This window comes from Phycicoccus sp. Soil802, from assembly GCF_001429605.1.
In the GTDB taxonomy this organism is placed as follows: Bacteria; Actinomycetota; Actinomycetes; order Actinomycetales; family Dermatophilaceae; genus Pedococcus.
Genome location: NZ_LMSS01000002.1, coordinates 235,557 through 253,354, shown reverse-complemented (window position 1 = coordinate 253,354; position 17,798 = coordinate 235,557). Strand labels below are relative to the sequence as shown.

15 protein-coding genes are annotated in these 17,798 nt (G+C 70.3%); 1 reads left to right on the top strand and 14 read right to left on the bottom strand.

The window, feature by feature from the left end:
- Positions 1-18: 18 nt before the first annotated feature.
- The 3 genes from ASG91_RS04650 to ASG91_RS04640 are packed head-to-tail and all read right to left on the bottom strand — an operon-like array spanning position 19 to position 2,519.
- The gene (locus ASG91_RS04650) at positions 19-921 is read right to left on the bottom strand and encodes a sucrase ferredoxin (RefSeq protein ID WP_056921456.1); all 903 of its coding nucleotides are present in this window, start codon (positions 919-921) and stop codon (positions 19-21) included.
- Positions 918-2,159 (bottom strand): cupin domain-containing protein, encoded by a 1,242-nt coding sequence (locus tag ASG91_RS04645; RefSeq protein ID WP_056921455.1) that lies wholly within the window; start codon positions 2,157-2,159, stop codon positions 918-920. The genes ASG91_RS04650 and ASG91_RS04645 overlap by 4 nt, the downstream gene beginning before the upstream one ends.
- A 27-nt stretch (positions 2,160-2,186) precedes the next feature.
- Positions 2,187-2,519 carry a hypothetical protein gene (locus ASG91_RS04640; protein ID WP_056921454.1) on the bottom strand — a complete coding sequence of 111 codons (333 nt, stop codon included), beginning with the start codon at positions 2,517-2,519 and terminating at the stop codon, positions 2,187-2,189.
- Between the two features lie 296 nt (positions 2,520-2,815).
- On the opposite strand from ASG91_RS04640, the gene ASG91_RS04635 reads away from it, so the two are divergent.
- Positions 2,816-3,865 (top strand): SGNH/GDSL hydrolase family protein, encoded by a 1,050-nt coding sequence (locus tag ASG91_RS04635; protein ID WP_056921453.1) that lies wholly within the window; start codon positions 2,816-2,818, stop codon positions 3,863-3,865.
- A gap of 188 nt (positions 3,866-4,053) precedes the next feature.
- Here the strand turns inward: ASG91_RS04635 and ASG91_RS04630 are convergent, their stop codons facing one another.
- The 11 genes from ASG91_RS04630 to ASG91_RS04580 form a co-directional block, all read right to left on the bottom strand.
- A complete protein-coding gene (locus ASG91_RS04630) occupies positions 4,054-5,343 on the bottom strand; it encodes a sugar ABC transporter permease (RefSeq protein ID WP_056921452.1) in 1,290 nt (429 codons plus the stop codon).
- A complete protein-coding gene (locus tag ASG91_RS04625; protein ID WP_056921451.1) occupies positions 5,340-6,191 on the bottom strand; it encodes an ATP-binding cassette domain-containing protein in 852 nt (283 codons plus the stop codon). Before ASG91_RS04625 ends, ASG91_RS04630 begins: the two co-directional genes overlap by 4 nt.
- Before the next feature lie 150 nt (positions 6,192-6,341).
- Complete coding sequence (locus ASG91_RS04620; RefSeq protein ID WP_056921450.1) at positions 6,342-7,436, bottom strand: sugar ABC transporter substrate-binding protein; 1,095 nt, start codon at positions 7,434-7,436, stop codon at positions 6,342-6,344.
- Between the two features lie 93 nt (positions 7,437-7,529).
- The gene (locus ASG91_RS04615; RefSeq protein WP_056921449.1) at positions 7,530-8,726 is read right to left on the bottom strand and encodes an ROK family transcriptional regulator; all 1,197 of its coding nucleotides are present in this window, start codon (positions 8,724-8,726) and stop codon (positions 7,530-7,532) included.
- 25 nt (positions 8,727-8,751) lie between these two features.
- Positions 8,752-10,611 carry a glycoside hydrolase family 3 protein gene (locus ASG91_RS04610; protein ID WP_056921448.1) on the bottom strand — a complete coding sequence of 620 codons (1,860 nt, stop codon included), beginning with the start codon at positions 10,609-10,611 and terminating at the stop codon, positions 8,752-8,754.
- Positions 10,612-10,727: 116 nt separating this feature from the next.
- On the bottom strand, positions 10,728-12,365 hold the full coding sequence (locus ASG91_RS04605) for a glucoamylase family protein (RefSeq protein WP_056921447.1): 1,638 nt from the start codon (positions 12,363-12,365) through the stop codon (positions 10,728-10,730).
- A 52-nt stretch (positions 12,366-12,417) separates the two neighbouring features.
- A complete protein-coding gene (locus ASG91_RS04600; protein WP_056921446.1) occupies positions 12,418-13,245 on the bottom strand; it encodes a carbohydrate ABC transporter permease in 828 nt (275 codons plus the stop codon).
- A gap of 7 nt (positions 13,246-13,252) precedes the next feature.
- Positions 13,253-14,209 (bottom strand): carbohydrate ABC transporter permease, encoded by a 957-nt coding sequence (locus tag ASG91_RS04595; RefSeq protein ID WP_056921445.1) that lies wholly within the window; start codon positions 14,207-14,209, stop codon positions 13,253-13,255.
- Positions 14,210-14,211: 2 nt separating this feature from the next.
- Positions 14,212-15,483: a sugar ABC transporter substrate-binding protein gene (locus ASG91_RS04590; protein WP_056921444.1), complete on the bottom strand. Its 1,272-nt coding sequence runs from the start codon at positions 15,481-15,483 to the stop codon at positions 14,212-14,214.
- 76 nt (positions 15,484-15,559) lie between these two features.
- Positions 15,560-16,597, bottom strand: coding sequence for a LacI family DNA-binding transcriptional regulator (locus ASG91_RS04585; protein ID WP_056921443.1), 1,038 nt, complete (start codon positions 16,595-16,597; stop codon positions 15,560-15,562).
- 204 nt (positions 16,598-16,801) lie between these two features.
- Positions 16,802-17,743 (bottom strand): sugar-binding transcriptional regulator, encoded by a 942-nt coding sequence (locus ASG91_RS04580; protein WP_162257501.1) that lies wholly within the window; start codon positions 17,741-17,743, stop codon positions 16,802-16,804.
- Positions 17,744-17,798: the final 55 nt, after the last annotated feature.

Below are 17,798 nucleotides of genomic sequence, written 5' to 3'. Positions count from 1 at the left end.
CCAATGGGCCGAGATTGCTCAGCCGACCGGGTCGGCGACCACTGCCGTCCACACGTATGCCGTGGCGTCGGCCTCGGCGCGACAGGTCAGCCTGGCGGGCGGTTGGCTGGTGCGTCGCACCGTCACCAGCGACCGGGCCGGCAACGCGCCGCGACCCAGCACCTCGACGCGCCAGAGCCCGCCGTCGGCGACCACCTCGCCGGGGGTCACGTCGCCGGCACCGGCCGGGCCGTGCGCCCGCAGCACCGCCGCGAGGGCGGCCTGCACCGGCGGCCGGTGGGCCGAGAACCCGCGCAGGTGCTCGAGGTCCACCGACCCGGAGAGGTGCGACTGCACGACGTCCACCGCGGTCGCCGCGTCGAGCCCGCCGTAGACGGTGCCGTCGGGGACGACGAGCAGGTTGGCCGCGAACCGGTCGCCGCCGATGTGCGTGCACTCCCAGGTCTGTTGCGGCCAGCGGACCGCGAGGGCCTGGGCGACGGGGCGACCCCTGACCGCACAGCAGACGTCGTGCCGACCGTGCGTGCAGACCAGGAACAGTGGGTCCGGCGGATGGCCCGCGAGGGAGTCGGCCGGGCCGTGGAGCAGGGCCGCGCCGGCAGCGAGCAGGTCCTCGGACCGGCGCCAGGTGCCCCACTGCTGCCGACCGTCGAGGTCGAGCACGGTCCAGCGACGCAGCTCCGGTGGCCCCGGGACCGCGGCCCGGCCGGGTCGGCGGACCAGCACGACCCGACCCCCGACGGTCAGTGCGGTCCGGTGCAGGTGGTCCGCCACGTCGTCGTGGATGCCGGGGCTGTCGAGGGCCGCCGGCGCCCACCCGCCCGGGTGCTCGATGAGCAGCCACCGGATGGCGGGAGCGGCGGTGCCGAGCATCGGGTCGCGCCGACGTCGCGCCGACGTCGAGCACAGGGGCGTGGTCATGCAGGGACGACGACGCCGGCGCGCAGGAGGGCGCGGGTGAGCTCGAGGCCGAGCTCGGCCGCCGTGGCCGAACCCGACTCGAGCAGCTGCTCGACGACGGCCAGGTCCGGCCGCTCGACGGCCTGCGACCCGACCCTGCTTCGCAGCACGGTGCGGCCACCGGCGGCCGGCACGAGGGTCGCTGCGACGTGCGCCCGCAGGGCCACCCGGGTCCCGGGGGTGAGGGCGTTCGCGGCCTCGGCCTGCGCCAGGGGCGCCAGTGGGGCGGGCCGCTGGGCCGCCCGAGCCGCGCCGGCCAGCCCGGTCGCGAGGTCGTTCGCGTCGACCTCCGCCAGTGCCTCGAGCAGGGCTGCCCGCACCACCTCCACGTCGTCGCTCGCTGCCCCCTCGCCGACCAGGTCGGTCCCCAGGGGGAGGGCTTCGCGCAGCTGGGTGGCGCGGCTCGCCCGCGCGACGGCGGCGTGCAGCAGCTCGTCGGCGACGTGCCGCCGGGTCCAGGCGTGCACCCCGATCGTGAGGTGGATGCTGGTGCCGCCCAACGCCGTCGCGGAGTGCAGGTAGCCGCGCGGCAGGTAGAGGCAGTCACCCGGCGCGAAGGTCTCCTCGATCAACGGAGCGGCGCGGGCCGCCTCCTCGACCGCGGCGCGGTGGGCGGTCCACGGCTCGTCGCGCAACGGCAGCTCGTGCACCGGAGGACGGATCCGCCAGCGCTTCTCCCCCGCGACCTGGAGGACGAAGACGTCGTGGACGTCGTAGTGGTCGCTGAAACCGGTGTTGCCCGGCGGGGTCACGTAGGCGTTCACCTGCACCGGGTGCCCGAGCTCGGCAGCGAGCGACTGGGAGAAGTCGACGACCGGCCGCCAGGTGCGGTGCAGCCCCTGCAGCACCAGCGTCGCTCCGTCGGCGAAGTGCTGGAGGACGGCGTCGTCGCTGGCCTGGTCGGCGATGGCGGCACCGATCCCACCGCCTCGCGTGAAGCTGCGGTCCTCGAGGGTGGTGCCCTCCTTGGCCATCCGCAGGAAGGGGGTCCGCAGCCCTCGCCCGGAAACCAGCTCGTCGACGGCGGCGGCGGAGAACAGGTCGTCGAACGACCTGGGCAGGTCGGCGGCCCTGCTGAGCAGCGGGGTGCGCGACCAGTGCCGCTCGGCGAACTCGGCGGACGGGACGGCCAGGAGGCGCGACAGCACCGGGTGCCCACCGCTCGTGGCGGGCACCCGGTGCGATGACGTCGTGGTCACCGGCTCACCGGTCGCGGGTCGGGGCGCTCAGGAGCCGTCGGCACCGCCGTCGGCACCACCGTCGTGGCCACCGGGGTTCGCGCCACCGTCGGCCGGACCCTCGCCGGCACCCCCATCCGCACCACCGTCGGCACCACCGTCAGCACCACCGTCGGCACCACCGTCAGCACCACCGTCGGCCCCACCGTCGTGACCACCGAGGTTCGCGCCACCGTCGGCCGGACCCTCGCCCGCACCACCGTCAGCACCACCGTCGGCGCCACCGTCGTCCGCGCTGCCCGGCATGCCCGCCGCACCGCCGTCGGACGGTCCGATGCCGCCCTCGTCGTCGCTTGCTTCGTTCAGGGGGGTTTCGGTCATGGCTGTTCTCCCTGTCGTCGAGCGACGCCGTGTCACGCCGCTCCTCCCTTCCTATGCCACGCAGGCCTGACCCGCCACTCAGAACCCGGCGTTTGCGCAGGTCAGCGGCCCACCTCCGGTTGGCGCGAGGATGACCCGGCCCCGCGGCGGCACACCCCCGCGGAGGCCCCGAGCCCGCCTCCGGATCGTCCCCACCTGAGGTAAGGACTTGGCAAGGGTTCGCGCGCAGGACGCCACCCCCGATTTCCCAGCCCTACTGTGCGACCACCGATCCACTGGACTGCAGGGAGAAATCAATGGCGATGACCCGCACGTTCGGCGCGCTCGTGGCACTCGGCGCCGCGACCGCCCTCACTCTGTCGGCAGCACCCGCGCAGGCCGCGAACTCGTATGTGGCCCTTGGCGACTCGTACTCCTCGGGCACCGGCACCCGGAGCTACATCAACGACGGCACCTCGTGCCAGCGCTCGGTGTACGCCTACCCCTCGCTCATCTCGGCGAGCAAGGGACTGACCCTCAACTTCCGCGCCTGCTCCGGCGCCAAGATCGCCGACGTGACCAACACCCAGCTGAGCGCGCTCACGACGGCGACGACGCAGGTGTCGATCTCGGTGGGGGGCAACGATGCTGGCTTCGCCGACGTGCTCACCGAGTGCGCGCAGCCCGGCTGGATGAGCAACTGCAACGGTGCGATCGACGGTGCCCAGAACCTCATCAACAACACCATCCCGGCGCGGCTGTCAACGCTCTACGCCTCGATCAAGGCGAAGGCGCCCAACGCCAAGGTGGTCGTCGTCGGCTACCCCCGCATCTTCCAGGGCGAGGACTGCAACGCCTTCACCTGGTTCTCCCCTGCTGAGGAGACCCGGCTCAACCAGACCGCCGACCTGCTCAACAGCAAGACCTCCGCCCAGGCCGCGGCGAAGGGGTTCACCTTCGTCAACCCGACCAGCCGGTTCATCGGGCATGCGGTCTGTGACGACGTCGAGTGGCTCAACGGCCTGTCCAACCCGGTCGGCGAGAGCTACCACCCCAACGTCGCGGGGCACCGCGACGGCTACGCCCCGCTGGTCAGCACGCCGCTCACGGGCAGTGCGTTCAGGGTCAGCAGCGCGACGTTGCGCCAGGCCGAGCTGTCGGCCGACCGGCTCGCGTCGCAGCAGCGCCACTATGCCGCCGCCGACTCCTCGATCAGCCCCGAGCAGTTCCGGGCGCCGGACCTGACGACGGCCGAGGCCAAGGCGGCCGCCCGGCGCGCTGGGGTCGACCTGCGCTCACGGGCCAGCATCGACGCAGCCGACCGCGTGTGGTCCCAGCGCCAGGCCGCAGAGCTCGCCACCCGCTGATCCTCCACCCCACGGTCCTCAGCTTTATCGGGTCAAGCAAGAACGTTGACCCTCGCACCGGTTCAGAACCCGTGCGAGGGTCAACCTTCCTGCTAGACCCGATAAAGGTGGGACGACGGCAGGAGGGGTATGCCGGGTGGTGACCACCCGGCATACCCCTCCTGTGTGGGTGGGTGCGGCTCGAACCGTCAGGCGCGACCGTGGGCGGCGCGGCTGCGACGGCTGAGGGAGTCGACGATGACCGCGAGCAGCAGGACACCCCCGGTGATCATGTAGCGCTCCGGGGAGCCGAGGTTGACCAGGCTGAGGCCGTTGGAGATCGACTGGATGACCAGGATGCCGAGCAGGGCGGAGTAGGCCGACCCGCGACCACCGAAGAGTGACGTGCCACCGATGACGGCTGCCGCGATGGCGTTGAGGTTCACGTCGCCACCACCGCTGCTCTGGTTGGCCGCAGCGAGCCGGCCGGCGGCCAGAAGGCCACCGAGCGCAGCCAGCGTCGAGCAGAACACGAAGACCGTGACGTAGATCCGCTTGACGTTGATGCCTGCGCGCCGGGCTGCCTCGACGTTGCCGCCAATGGCCAGCACCGAGCGACCCCACGACGTGCGCCGGATGACGAAGTCGAAGATGACCACCAGCGCGAGGAACAGCACGAACATGTAGGAGACCCCGCGGTCCCGGTTGAGGACGTAGACCGGGACCCCGAGAAGCAGCAGGAGCGCCACGGAGCGCACCGCGAGGGTGGCGACCGGCGTGGTGGACAGCCCGGCCACCGCGCGACGCTGGTTGGAGCGCAGGCGCAGGAGGGCGTAGATCACGACTGCGGCGACGACGACGGCGTAGGCCGTGGCGTCGGGCAGGAACTTCAGCGCCGAGAACTGCACGATCGCGGAGTCGAACGGGATGTTGATCGACCCCTCCTTGCCGAGCACCTTCAGCTGCAGGCCGAGGAAGCCGAGCAGCCCGGCCAGCGTGATGACGAAGCTGGGCACGCCGAACCGCGTGTAGAGCACGCCGTAGACCGCGCCGATGACGGCCCCCGCGAGCAGGGCCGCGATGATCGCGAGGGGAAGGGCCCACCCGTGGCCGACGAAGCCGACAGCGAGGATCGCGGCGGACAGACCGCTGATCGAGCCGACCGACAGGTCGATCTCCCCGAGCAGGAGCACGAGCACGATGCCGAGCGCGATGATGCCCGTCGGGACGCTCTGCTGGGTGAGGTTGACGAGGTTCCGGCTGGAGAGGAAGGCGTCGTTGCGCAGGGCGAAGACGCCCCAGATGACGACCAGGCCGACGACGACCGGCAGCGAGCCGAGGTCACCGCTGCGCAGCCGCGACAGGAAGGCGCGGAGGAAGCCACCGACGCCCTGCGACGCGATCAGCCGCTCGTCCTGCAGGTCGGCGGGCAGGGCAGCCGTGGCGTCCGCGGTCTGGGCCTCAGGGGTAGGGGTAGGGGTTGGGGTGGGGGTGCTCATGACTGCTCCTCCGAGGTGGCTCCGGTGTCGGGACCGGCATCGGCGCCGGTGGGCTCGGGGGTCACCGCGCGGCGGGCGGCCCGTTGCGAGACGGCGTTCGTGGTCGCGCCGGTGATCGCGGCGATGATCTCCTGGCTCGTGGTCTGGGCGACGTTGAACGTGCCGTTGTTGCGACCGAGCCGCAGGACGCTGACCCGGTCGGCGACGGCCATCACGTCGGACATGTTGTGGCTGATGAGGATGACACCGAGGCCGTTCTCGCGAAGCCGCTCGACGAGGTTGAGCACCTCGGCGGTCTGGGCGACACCGAGGGCGGCCGTGGGCTCGTCGAGCATGACCACCTTGGGTGCGCCGAGCAGCGACCGGGCGATCGCGACGGTCTGGCGCTGGCCACCGGAGAGGCTGGCCACCGGGATCCGCACCGACGGGATCTTGGCGCTGAGCTGGCGCAGCAGCCGCCAGGACTCCTGCTCCATGGTCACCTCGTCGAGGGCGCGACCGCGGTAGAGCTCGCGGCCGAGGAACAGGTTGGCGACCACGTCGAGGTTGTCGCAGAGCGCGAGGTCCTGGAAGACGGTGGCGATGCCGAGGTGCTGTGCCTCCGCGGGGCTGGCGACGCTGGCGGCCTTGCCGTCGAAGGTCATCTGCCCCTCGTCGGGCGTGTAGACGCCGGCGATCGTCTTGACGAGCGTCGACTTGCCGGCGCCGTTGTCGCCGACCAGGGCCACGACCTCGCCCGAGTGGACGTCGAAGTCGATGTCCTTGAGAGCCTGCACTGCACCGAAGCGCTTGGAGACGCCGGTCAGTGCAAGGACCGCGGTCGTCGGGGGCGAGAGGGTCGCTGTCATGTCAGTCCTTCGGTGGTTCGGTTGAGCCGGGTGCGGTGGCGCGCCTGCCGGGGCGCTGATCTGGACGGAGTACTCCCGCCCCGCAGTCTGCCGCCTACGCCAGCGGGTGGGAACGGCGCCGAGGCGCTGCTCCCACCCGCTGGCCTGTCGTCAGCTGATGCCGGCCGCAGTGCAGACTGCGGCGAAGGCACCCGTGCAGATGTCGGCGACCTTGTAGACGTTGTCCTTGATGATCGTGTCCTTGACCTTGTCCTTGGTGACCGCGATCGGGTCGAGGATGGTCGAGGGCACACCGTCGGTGTCACCGGTCGAAGCAGGCTTCTGCTTGTTGGCCAGTGCGATGGCGGCCTTGGCGGCAGCCTCGGCCTCCGGCGGGACCGGCTTGTAGATGGTCATGGCCTGGTCGCCGGCGAGGATCCGCTGGATCGCGGCGAGCTCGGAGTCCTGACCCGTGACGGGCGGGAGCGGCTTGACGCCACCGGCCTTCAGCGCGGCGATCGCGCCGCCGCCGGTGCCGTCGTTCGCGGCGTAGACGCCGACGAGGCTCCCCTTGACGGCCGAGATCTGGCCCTCCATCCAGGCCTGCGCCTTGTCGGGGCTCCAGTCCGGGGTGTCGTACTCGGCAGCGATCTTGAAGCCGCTGGAGTCCAGCACGCTGTGCGCGCCCTTCTTGAAGCTGGCGGCGTTCGGGTCGGTCGGCGAGCCGTTGATCATGACGATGTCGCCCGAGGTCTTGCCCCCGGCCTTGATCGTGTCGACCAGCGTCTGGGCCTGGATCTTGCCGACCGTCTCGTTGTCGAACGAGACGTAGTAGTCGGCGCCGGCGATGAACCGGTCGTAGGCGACGACGGGGACGCCCTGGCCCTTGGCGCTGGCGACGACACCGGCGGCGGCCTTGCCGTCGACCGGGTCGAGGACGAGCACGTTGGCACCCTGCGTCAGCGCCGCCTCAGCCTGCTGCTGCTGCTTGGCGGGGTCCTGGTCGGCGTTGCTGTAGATGATCGTGCAGTCGGCGCAGTCCTTCTTGACGGCGGCCTCGAACAGCGGCCGGTCGAAGGTCTCGTAGCGGGTGGTCTTCGACTCGGGAAGCAGGAGCGCGATCTTCTTCGCGCCGCCGCCACCGGACGACGACGAGCCGCTGCTGCCGGAGCCGGAGTCACCGCTGTCGCCACACGCGGCGAGCGACGCGAGGCCGAGGCCAGCCACGAGAGCGGCCCCGGCGAGACGAATGGAACGGGTGGGCATAGCTGAACTCCCTTGGTCAGGCGCCGACAACCACGATGGTGCGGGCGTGTCCTGAGTTAAGCGCTGACCAACCCTTGACGTCAAGAGTTGAATTCAAGAAATAGACGCTGCACTGGCCAGAACGGCCTGGTTGGCCGGCAGCAGGGCCGTGGCACACACCAGCGCGCCGATGACGTCGGCGTCGGTGTCGAGCTCGCCCTCACGCACGACGACGGAGGCCGCGGCGCTCGGGATGGCACACCGCTCGAGCGAGGCACGCATCGGGCTGATGATGATCGAGCCGACCTTCGACAGCTGCCCACCCAGGACGATGACCTCGGGGTTGAGCAGGTTGACCAGGCCCGCGACCGCGACGCCCAGGTGGCGCCCGGCATCCTCGAGCACCCGGCGGCAGCCGGGGTCGCCGTCCAGGGCGCGGGTGATCACGTCGCGCAGGCTCATCGGTCCGTGCGAGGAGGCCAGGGCGTCGAGCAGCCCGCGGGCACCGATGTAGGTCTCGAGGCACCCGCGGTTGCCGCAGCGGCACACCGGGCCGTTCTCGTCGATGGTCAGGTGGCCGATCTCGCCCGCCGTCCCGGCTGCTCCCCGGAAGACATCGCCGTCGAGGATCAGACCGGCACCCACGCCGTAGGACAGCTTGATGTACACCGCGTGCTGAACCCCTTGCAGCACACCGCATCTCAGCTCGCCGAGGGCCGCCAGGTTGGAGGTGTTGTCCACGGCCACAGGAGCCTGGATCCGGCCCTCCATCTCCTTGGCCACCGCCACGCCGCGCCACCCGGGGAGGATGCTCTCACTGCCCACCTGGCCCGACACGGCGTCGACCGGAGCGGGGATGCCGACCCCCACCGCACGCACGTCGGCCATCGTCTTGCCGGCCTTCTCCACGAGGTCGAGGAGCAGCCGCGAGGCGCGGTCCATGCCCTCGTCGGCGGCGTGGTCGGCGGGCAGGGGCATGCGCTGCCGGCCGATGATGTCGCGGGGGCCGGTGCCGAGCGCGACCCGCACGTCGCGGTCGCCGAAGGCGATGCCCGCGATGAGGGTGCTGCCGGTCGCCAACGAGACCAGGACCGCCCGCCGGCCGTTCCGGATGCTCGGCTCGAGCTCGACCGCCCCAGAGGTGTCGAGCTCCTTGACCATGTTGGAGACGGTCGCGGGGCTGAGCCCGGTGAAGCCGGCGATCTCCACCTGCGTCATGGCGCCCTGGTCGCGCAGGGCCTCCAGGACGCGCAGACGGTTGGCTTCACGCAGGGATGCCTGCGAGCCGGGAGCCGTCTGGGATGGATTCACGGCCTAAACATAAAGGGTGAGCCGGTCAAACGGTAGAGATGATCGACAGGCCATGTCCGAAGGCGAACAGCGGGTCGTCGTAGCCGGGGACGTCCTCGCCGTGGCGACGCACCTGCTCCATCGAGCGCGGCAGGTCGAACGGCAGCCGGCCCTCAGGAGGGATCACCCCGGTCAGGGCGTCGACGAGGGCCTCGTCGTTGGTGCCGTAGCTGCCGACCAAGGCGCTGGCCAGCGGCAGCAGCGGGGTGACGACCGCCGGGCGGTCCAGGACGACGTCGACGACGAGGGGGCACTGCGCGGCGATCCGCGCGAGCCGGGCGACCAGACCGGGCGGGAAGTCGAGCGAGCCCTGGTGGAACCACGACTCGAGGAACAGGTCGGAGCGCGGCTCGAAGGGCGCGGGCAGCCGCACCAGGGCCACCTCGGCGTCCTCGGGTCGGGCGACCGCGACCCCCAACGCCGCGACGGCCTCGGGTGACACGTTCTCCGCGTAGACCCGCAGGCCCTTCGTCAGCGGGAGCACCGACGAACCCGACGCGGACTCGCTCGCACGATTGACGAGCACGGTCACGGACCTGGCCTGCGCGGCATACCCGGCGGCACGGAAGTCCTTGCGTCCCAACGTTTCTGCGGCCATGTCCTCGTCCACGAACGGGTCGTCGAACAGGCCGAGCCGGAACTTCACGGTGAGCAGCCGGCGGGCCGACTCGTCGATGCGCGCCTCGGTCACCCGCCCCTGGGTGACGAGGTCCAGCAGCAGCTCGACGCACTCCTCGCCCCCGAACTGGTCTGCCCCGGCCTCGATGATGAGCTCCATCCGGGCGGCCGGGCTGAGGTGCTCGACCCCCCACGCCCTGGCCGGGAGCACCTGGTCGCCGACGTGGTTGTCGTTGACCAGCTCCCAGTCGGTGACCACGACGCCGTCGTAGCCGAGCGCGCCGCGGAGCAGGCCGGTGACGATCTGCTTGTTGTAGCCGAAGCCGACCTCCTCGATCTTCTCGCCGTGGATCTCCAGGGCGATCGGCATGCCGTAGTAGGGCATGATCGCGGCGGTGCCGGCGGCGATGATCGGGGGGAACGGCTTGAGGTGGTCGGCGAACCGGCCACCGGGGTAGACCTGCTCACGGCCGTAGGGGAAGTGGGCGTCCTCGCCGTCCTTCTGCGGTCCACCGCCGGGGAAGTGCTTGCTGGTGCAGGCGACGCTGCCCTGGCCCAACGACTCCTGCTGGAAGCCCTGCAGGTAGGCCACCGCGAGCTCGCTGACGAGGTCGGGGTCCTGGCCGAAGGTGCCCGACTGGCGCGCCCAGCGCGGCTCGGTCGCGAGGTCGAGGGTGGGGTGCAGGGCGGCCCGGATGCCGACCGCGCAGTACTCCTGACGGGCGATGTCGCCGAACTCCCGCACCAGCTCGGGGTCGCGCAGGGCGGCCAGCCCCAGCGGCTCGGGCCACTGGGAGAACGACTTCGCCGCGAACGACGTGCCGGCGTTCTCGATGAACGCATGCCTCGGGTCGGTGGAGATCGTGACCGGTATGCCGTGGGGAGACTGCTCGGCGATCGTCTGGAGCGCGTTGTGCCAGCGCGCGGCCATCCGCGCGTCGTCGAGGGCGTGCACGTTGAAGTGGGTGAGGTGCTTGCGCAGCACCACGTCGGAGGTCGCCGACTTGCTGATGGCACCCGGCCCCTCGAGGACCGTGCCGTCGGCGCCCGCCTCGATGACGGTCTGGAACATCAGGCCGACCTTCTCCTCGAGCGAGAGCCGGGGAAGGAGGTCCTCGACGCGCTGCTCGACGCTCAGGCGCGGGTCCTCGAACGGGTCCATGCGGTCGTTGCCGTTGAGGTCGCGGTACTCGACTCCCTCGGGGCTGGTCTTCCTGACCGGGTGCATGGGGTCCTCTCAGTGGGCTGGGCTCTGGGCGACCGGACGTCCGGTCGGCCACCCCCGGCACCGCGCGCCCCGGGCCATCAGGGGCTTGCTCGGGGCGCGCGGTGTGTCCCGGGGGGTCAGGCGATTCCGGCTCCGAACTCTTCCACACCGATGACCGGACGCAGCGCCCGCTCCACGTCGGCGGTGCTGAACGCGCGGCGGATCACGTTGTCCGCCAAGACGTTCCCGATCGCGCCCATGACCATGGCCTGGTCGAGCGACAGGTAGCGACGGGCGATCAGGCCGGACTTGACCGCGACCGCGTCGAAGAAGCCGCCGGTGCCGTAGGCCTTGAGCTCGTCCTGGATCTTCGCGAGGTTCGTGAAGGCCTGGTCGGGCTCGTGCATCATCGCCAGGAAGGCCGCGTGCGGCGTGACGACGCCGTCGCGGTAGGCCGGGTTCGGGTTGATGCCCTCGCGACAGTCGCCGAACCCGGCGTCGTAGTTCGTGCCCACGAACTTCGGGTCCGTCGGGTCGATGTCCGAGAGGTACCCATCGGGCTTCATCCCCAGCTGGTCGACCCCGAACTCGCGGTAGCCACCCATCGGGTTGCTCGAGGGTGAGAAGCCCCAGTAGCCGTAGCCGGTCTCGCTGAGGCCGTACTCACGCTGGGCGCGGACGTGCAGGGTGTGGTTGAGACCCCACGAGCGCGGGGCCCAGCTCGACTCCGGCACGAACACGTCGGGCATGAGCTCCTCGAACATGCTGCCGCCCCAGCCGGGGACGACGTGCATGCCGCGGTAGGTGTAGGCGCCCTCGTAGACGTCGACGCCGAAGTAGGTGCGGTTCTCGCCGACCGGCTGCATCTCGTGCCACGACCAGTCGCAGGTCGCGGGGAAGGTGCGCCACATGGCGAAGTAGTGCTCCTTCGGGACCTGGCCGGTGAGGATGCCGAGGTAGCTGGTGATGCGGGTCTCGGACACGGTCGTGTCGTAGTGGTGGTTGGTGAGCCAGACGTCGGGCCCGATGCCGATGTGGTTGCCGTAGAAGCCGTCGGTGCGGTCGGGCGGCTGGACCACGAAGAAGCCACCGTGCATCAGGCCCGGCTTCCGGGAGGCGTTCGGGTCGTAGAAGCTGTCCCAGCGCATCCGGCTGAACAGCCGGTTGGCCAGGGGCGCCGCACCCTTGTCGGACGTCATCACGACCCTGAGCGCCGCACCGAGCCAGCCGTTGTCGACGCTGGAGAGGAACGGGTCGACCCGGCTGCCGTCGGTGGGCCAGGTGGTGAGCTTCTCGCCGGTGGCCTCGTCGTACCAGTTGTAGTACATGCCGCTCGGCTCGTGGTGCTCCATGCGCAGCAACGTGTTCAGGGTCTGGACGAGGCGCTTGGTGCACTCGGCCCTGGAGATGATGCCGAGCTCGCGCGCCACCACGGCGGACCACAGGTAGCCGCCGATGTTGGTGGGCGACGTGTAGCCGGACCGGTCACCGGCGGCCAGCGACTCGGCGATGTTGTCGGCGGGCAGCCCGGTCTTCGGGTCGGTCATGGCCACCAGGCTGCGCCAGGTGTCCGTGGCCCAGCCGTGCACGCGCGCGGACTGCGCGGCCGCCGAGGAGGTCGACGCGAGGTATGCCGGTGCGGCGGGTGCGGCAGGCGCGGCGAAGGTCCCGGCCGAGGCGCGACCCGCGGTCAGGCCGGTCGCGGCCAGCGCCGTGGCTCCCACGAGGAGCTGTCGGCGGGTGGCGGCGGGGAGGACGAGCTGGGGGGTGGCCATGGGTGAGGCTCCAATCAGGGGTTGGTTTCACTTGCTGCCGAGCGGGGTGTTGCTACTTGATGCCGGTGGTGGCGATTCCCTCGATCACGCGGCGCTGGAAGACCAGGAAGATCGCCAGCACCGGGACGACGACGACCGTGGCTCCGGCGAGGAGCAAGCCGTACTGCGTCGAGTTCTGACCGGTGGAGTAGAGCGCGAGCGCCACCGGCAGCGTGTACGTCTTCTCCTGCTGGGCGACGACCAGCGGCCACAGGAAGTTGTTCCAGCTGCCGAGGAAGGTCAGGATGCCCAGCGTTGCCAGCGCCGGTCCGGCCAGCGGCAGGAAGATCTGCCGGAAGATCCGCAGCTCTCCGGCACCGTCCACCCGACCTGCGTCGAGCAGGTCGCGGGGCAGGCCCAGGAAGAACTGGCGCATCAGGAAGACGCCGAACGGCGCGGCCAGGAACGGGAGGATCAGTCCGGGCAGGGTGTCGATGAGCCCGATGTTGGCCACCAGGACGAACAGCGGCACGAAGGTCACGACGCCGGGGATCATCAGGGTGCCCATCACGACGATGAACAGGATCTTCTTGCCCTTGAAGTCGAGCATCGCCAGGGCGTAGCCGAGCATCGAGCAGAACAGCAGGTTGCCCGCGGTGACGCAGACCGCCACGACCGTCGAGTTGAAGAAGTACTGCTTGAAGTTCAGGCGTGAGAACAGCTGGGTGTAGTTGTCGAGGGTGACCGTCTCCGGCCACCAGGTCGGCGGGCTCTGCAGGAGCTCGCCCTGGGTCTTGAAGCTGCCCAGGATCATCCACACGAAGGGTGCGATGACGACCACGAGGAGGACGGTGAGCAGTCCGTAGAGGAGCACCCGGCCGCGAGTGTTCATTCCAGTCATGACGACCTCACGTGTTGTCACGCAGCAGGCGGAACTGGATGGCAGCCACGATCGCGATGACGACGAAGATGATGTAGCTCATCGAGGCCGCATAGCCGTAGTTGCCGAAGCCGAACTGCTTGTAGGTGTACATGGACATCGAGATGGTGCTGTTCAGCGGGCCACCGTTGGTCATCACGAACGGCTCCTCGAAGAACTGCAGGTAGCCGATCGAGGTGGTGACCGACACGAACAACATCGTCGGGCGCAGCATCGGCAGCGTGATGTGCCGGAACCGCTGCCACGCACTCGCACCGTCGATCGAGGCGGCCTCGTGGAGCACCCACGGCACACCCTGCAGACCGGCCAGGAAGATGATCATCGCGGTGCCGAAGTTGCGCCACGCTGCCATCAGGATCAGGCCGGGCATCGACCAGTTGGGGTCGCCGAGCCAGTTTGGCCCGGTGATCCCCACCCAGCCGAGCACCGTGTTGATGAGGCCGAACTCCTCCTGGAGGAGGAACCGCCACACGACGGCCACCGCGACGATCGAGGTGATCACCGGCAGGTAGAAGCCCAGGCGGAACGCCGACCGGAACTTGGTGATGCCGCGATCGAGCGCGACCGCCGCTGCCAGCGCGATGCCCAGCGTCAGGGGCATCCCGATCACGACGAAGTAGGCCGTGTTGAGGGCCGCCTTGCGGAACACGGGGTCGGAGAAGGCCTTGGTGAAGTTGTCGAAGCCCACGACGTTGACCGCGAACGGGCTCCGCAGGTCGCGTGACTTGGTGTCGGTGAGGCTCATGAAGAGCGACTGGACCACCGGCCACGCGGTGAAGACGAGGAACAGCAGGCAGAACGGCAGCGCCAGCATCCAGGCTGCCGGCCCCTCGCGGAGTGCCCGCCTCGCGGCACCACCCCCGCGGGGGGACGGGCGGGTCTCGCCCGTCTCCCCGCGAGGGGTCACCTCGGTGGTGGCGGCCATGACTACTGGCCGGTGCCGATCGAGTCAGCCTGCTGCTGCACGCTCTTCAGTGCCGCGGCGGGGTCGGCGCCCTTCTTGGTGACCTTCTCCATCTCGGTGTCGAAGCTCGCGACGACCTGCTCCCACGTCGGGAAGCTCGGCGGGGCCTGCGCGGTCTCGAGCTGCTTGCCGAAGGTGGCCAGCTTCTTGTCAGCGGTCAGTGCCGGGTCCTGCCAGGCCGACTTCACGGCGGGGAGGTCGGTCGACATCGAGTACCACTTGACCTGGGTCTTCGGGTCGCTCAGCCACTGGATGAACTTCCAGGCGGTGTCGCGCTGCTTGGACTTCTTGAACACGACGAGGTCGGACCCACCCACGAACGACGACGACTTGGTCTTCGCCGGGATCGGCATGACGTCGTACTGGTCCTTCTTCACACCGACCTTCTCGACCGCGGACATCATCCACGGGCCCGAGATGAACATCGGCACGCGACCGCTCTTGAAGTCGGGCTCGGTGGTCGGCGTCGCCGGCGCAGCCTTGTCGGAGATGCCCTCGTTGAAGTAGCTCTGGTAGTACTTCACGGCCTCGAGCACCTGCGGGCTGTCGAAGTTGTAGGCCTTGCCGCCGTCCTTGGTGAGGTCAGCGTCGTTCGACCAGCCGAACGGCATGATCGACTGCCACGAGCCGACACCGCCGGCCTGGAGGCCGATGCCGTACTTCGCGCCCGCCTTGGTCTGCATGGCCTTGGCCATCGACTTCAGGCCGTCCCAGTCGGTGGGCGGCGTGGTGATGCCGGCCTTCTTCGCGAGGTCGGTGCGGTAGTAGACCAGCCGGGTCTCGACGTACCACGGCACGCCGAACGAGGTGCCGTTGACCTCGGTGGTCTTCTGGGCGCCCTCGAAGAAGACCGACTTGTCGATCGACGGGGGCGTCGGGTCGAGCGCGTCGTTACCGGCGAACTCACCCATCCAGGTGGTGCCGACCATGGCGGCGTCCGGCGTCGTGCCGGCCGTGATCGCGGTGGTGAACTTCTGGTATGCCGCGTCCCACGGGATCGCGGTGACGTTCACCTTGGCGCCGGGGTTGGCTGCCTCGAACTCCTTGGCGAGCTTGGGCAGGTTCTCGCCCTCGGCGCCCATTGCCCACACCGTGATGGTGCCGGTGGCCTTGCCTGCGCTGACGTCCTTGCCTGTCTCGCTTGCGGTCGAGCCTGCGTCACCACGGCCACAGGCCGTCAGGGTGAGCGCTGCGACGGCGATCGTCGCGACCGCCAGGGCGGGGGTGCGTCTCATCGGGGTTCTCTCTTTCATCGGGGGCGGGGATTACGGGAGGTGGACTGGGGGTGGGACGGACTGCGGAGTCCGCGGCTCAGTCCGGTGGGTCGGGGCGGTGGCCGGGGGCACAGCCGCACGACGACCGGAGGACCAGGTGGGTCGGGATCACCAGCGGGCCGGCCTCGACGCTGCCGCCGGTGACACGCTGGTGCAGCCGTTCGGCCGCCTGGGCGCCGAGCTCTCGCACCGGCTGACGCACGGTGGTCAGCGCGGGCTCGATGTACCGCGCGGTCATCACGTCGTCCCAGCCGACGACGGCCACGTCGTCGGGGACCCTGGTGCCGCCCTCGCGCAGCCGTTTGATCAGGGCGAGGGCGAGCTCGTCGTTCGCGCAGACGAGGGCGTCGGTCGCCAGGTCGCCGGACAGGATCCGGTCGGCGAGGGCGGTGCCGTCCGCCTCGCGCAGCGAGATGCGCAGCGGCTCCGCGGCGGTCAGGCCGGCCGCCGAGTGGGCGGCGAGGAAACCGGCATACCGGTCTCGGACGTCGGGACCCGAGTCGGGGTCACCGACGAAGCGGAGGGTGCGGCGACCGTGCCCGAGGACGTGGCTGGTGAGCTCCTCGGCGCTGTGGGTGTTCTCCGAGGTCACGGTGTCGACGTCGGTGCGCGGGTCGCCGGCGATCAGGACGACCGGCTTCGAGCCGTGCAGGGCGGTGACGGTGCTCTCGGGGATGGCCGCCGAACCCAGCATGGCGAGGCCGTCGACGCGGGTGGCGAGCTTGCGGACCGCCGCGGGGAGGTTGTCCTTGCCCTCGGCGAGCATGAGCACGACGCTCTGGCCGAGGTCGGCGGCCCGCGACTCGAAGCCCATCAGGAGCTCGGAGTAGTAGGGACCGGACAGCTCCGGCAGCACGAGCCCGTGGGCTTCGTGGTGGCGCACGGCGAGGCTGCGGGCCGCAGCGAGCGGCACGTACTTGAGCTCCTCGGCCGCGTCCAGGACGCGCTTGCGGGTCTTCTCGGAGACCGCGGTGGAGCCCTGCAGGACGCGGGAGACGGAGGCGATCGAGACCCCGGCGCGCTCGGCGACGGAGTAGATCGTCGTCCCGTTGGATTGCGTCGCACCGGTCGCCACAGGTCTGCCTCTCTCATCGTTGAAAGCGCTTACATCTGTTTCGACCATGCCACCCCCGAGCGAATAGTGCAAGAGGTGCCGTTCGCGTTGTTGGTCGGTTACGTGCCATCTACCCGATTTCCGGGGCGACCAAACGCGACGGGGTTTGCGGGCCAGGAGCGGACTGACGAACCGCCGGACTGACCGGTGCGTCGAGGGGGTGGGTCAGCCCGCGAGCAGCACGTCGGCCAGCGTCGCGTCGACCACGAGTCCCTGCACCAGCCCACCGTCGAGCGCGGCGTGCACGGCCGTCGACTTCGAGGCTCCGGAGACCACCGCGATGACCTCCGGGACCCGGGTCAGGTCGTCGGGGTCCATGGTGATGAGACGCGCAGCGACCTTGGGGCGCAACGGTTTTCCGCTCGCATCGAAGAAGATGCCAGCCAGCTCGCCGATGACTCCCCGGGCGGTCAGGTCGCGCTGCTCGGCCGCGTCGAGGAGGTCATGGATCGTCGACTCGCCCGGCTGCCAGCCGCCGATGCCGACGACGGCCTTGGTCACGCCGGAGGCCCGAGCCAGGCCGTCCACGACGGCCGGCTGACGGCGCAGCGCATCGGCGCTGGATTTGCTGTCCAGGACGAATGGCGCATAGAAGACAAATGCCCTACCTCCGGACACGCGTGCTGCGCGGCGGACGATGTCCACGGCGCTGCTGTCGAGGTCAGGGAGGGCGATCGCCCCGGTCAGCTGCACGACGTCGACGCGCGGAAGGCTGGTCAGGGCGCCGACCATCGCATTGACGTTGCGCGACCAGGGCAGGCCCAGCACGTCACCCTCGACGAGCACCTCGGCGAGCAGGTCGGCGGCCGCCCGGCCGAGCTGGTGACGCACGGCTCCCGGGTCGGCATCGGCGGTGTCGACGACGACCGCGTGCGCAAGTCCGAACCGCTCCTGGAGCCGCGCCGACAGGTCGACGTCGAGCGACCCCTGCCGCACGATCTCGATCCGGACCAGGCCCCGCTGCCGGGCGGCCTCCAGCATCCGGGCGACCTTGAAACGGCTGATCCCCAGCTCGTCGGCGATCTCGACCTTCGACTGGTTCTGGAGGTAGTGGCGGCGCGCGACCGCCGCGAGCATCACGAGCTCGGCGGGTCCGTCGTCCTCCACGTGTCCGTCCTTCCCATTGACAGGGTCCGGGGTGCGCCGACATGCTCGACGAACT

Excerpts from the sequence above, each read along its gene's own strand:
- ASG91_RS04590 (WP_056921444.1), bottom strand. The coding sequence starts at position 15,483 with ATGAGACGCACCCCCGCCCTGGCGGTCGCGACGATCGCCGTCGCAGCG.
- ASG91_RS04625 (WP_056921451.1), bottom strand. The coding sequence starts at position 6,191 with ATGACAGCGACCCTCTCGCCCCCGACGACCGCGGTCCTTGCACTGACC.
- ASG91_RS04620 (WP_056921450.1), bottom strand. The coding sequence starts at position 7,436 with ATGCCCACCCGTTCCATTCGTCTCGCCGGGGCCGCTCTCGTGGCTGGC.
- ASG91_RS04630 (WP_056921452.1), bottom strand. The coding sequence starts at position 5,343 with ATGAGCACCCCCACCCCAACCCCTACCCCTACCCCTGAGGCCCAGACC.
- ASG91_RS04605 (WP_056921447.1), bottom strand. The coding sequence starts at position 12,365 with ATGGCCACCCCCCAGCTCGTCCTCCCCGCCGCCACCCGCCGACAGCTC.
- ASG91_RS04600 (WP_056921446.1), bottom strand. The coding sequence starts at position 13,245 with ATGACTGGAATGAACACTCGCGGCCGGGTGCTCCTCTACGGACTGCTC.
- ASG91_RS04610 (WP_056921448.1), bottom strand. The coding sequence starts at position 10,611 with ATGCACCCGGTCAGGAAGACCAGCCCCGAGGGAGTCGAGTACCGCGAC.
- ASG91_RS04595 (WP_056921445.1), bottom strand. The coding sequence starts at position 14,209 with ATGGCCGCCACCACCGAGGTGACCCCTCGCGGGGAGACGGGCGAGACC.
- ASG91_RS04635 (WP_056921453.1), top strand. The coding sequence starts at position 2,816 with ATGGCGATGACCCGCACGTTCGGCGCGCTCGTGGCACTCGGCGCCGCG.
- ASG91_RS04650 (WP_056921456.1), bottom strand. The coding sequence starts at position 921 with ATGACCACGCCCCTGTGCTCGACGTCGGCGCGACGTCGGCGCGACCCG.
- ASG91_RS04640 (WP_056921454.1), bottom strand. The coding sequence starts at position 2,519 with ATGACCGAAACCCCCCTGAACGAAGCAAGCGACGACGAGGGCGGCATC.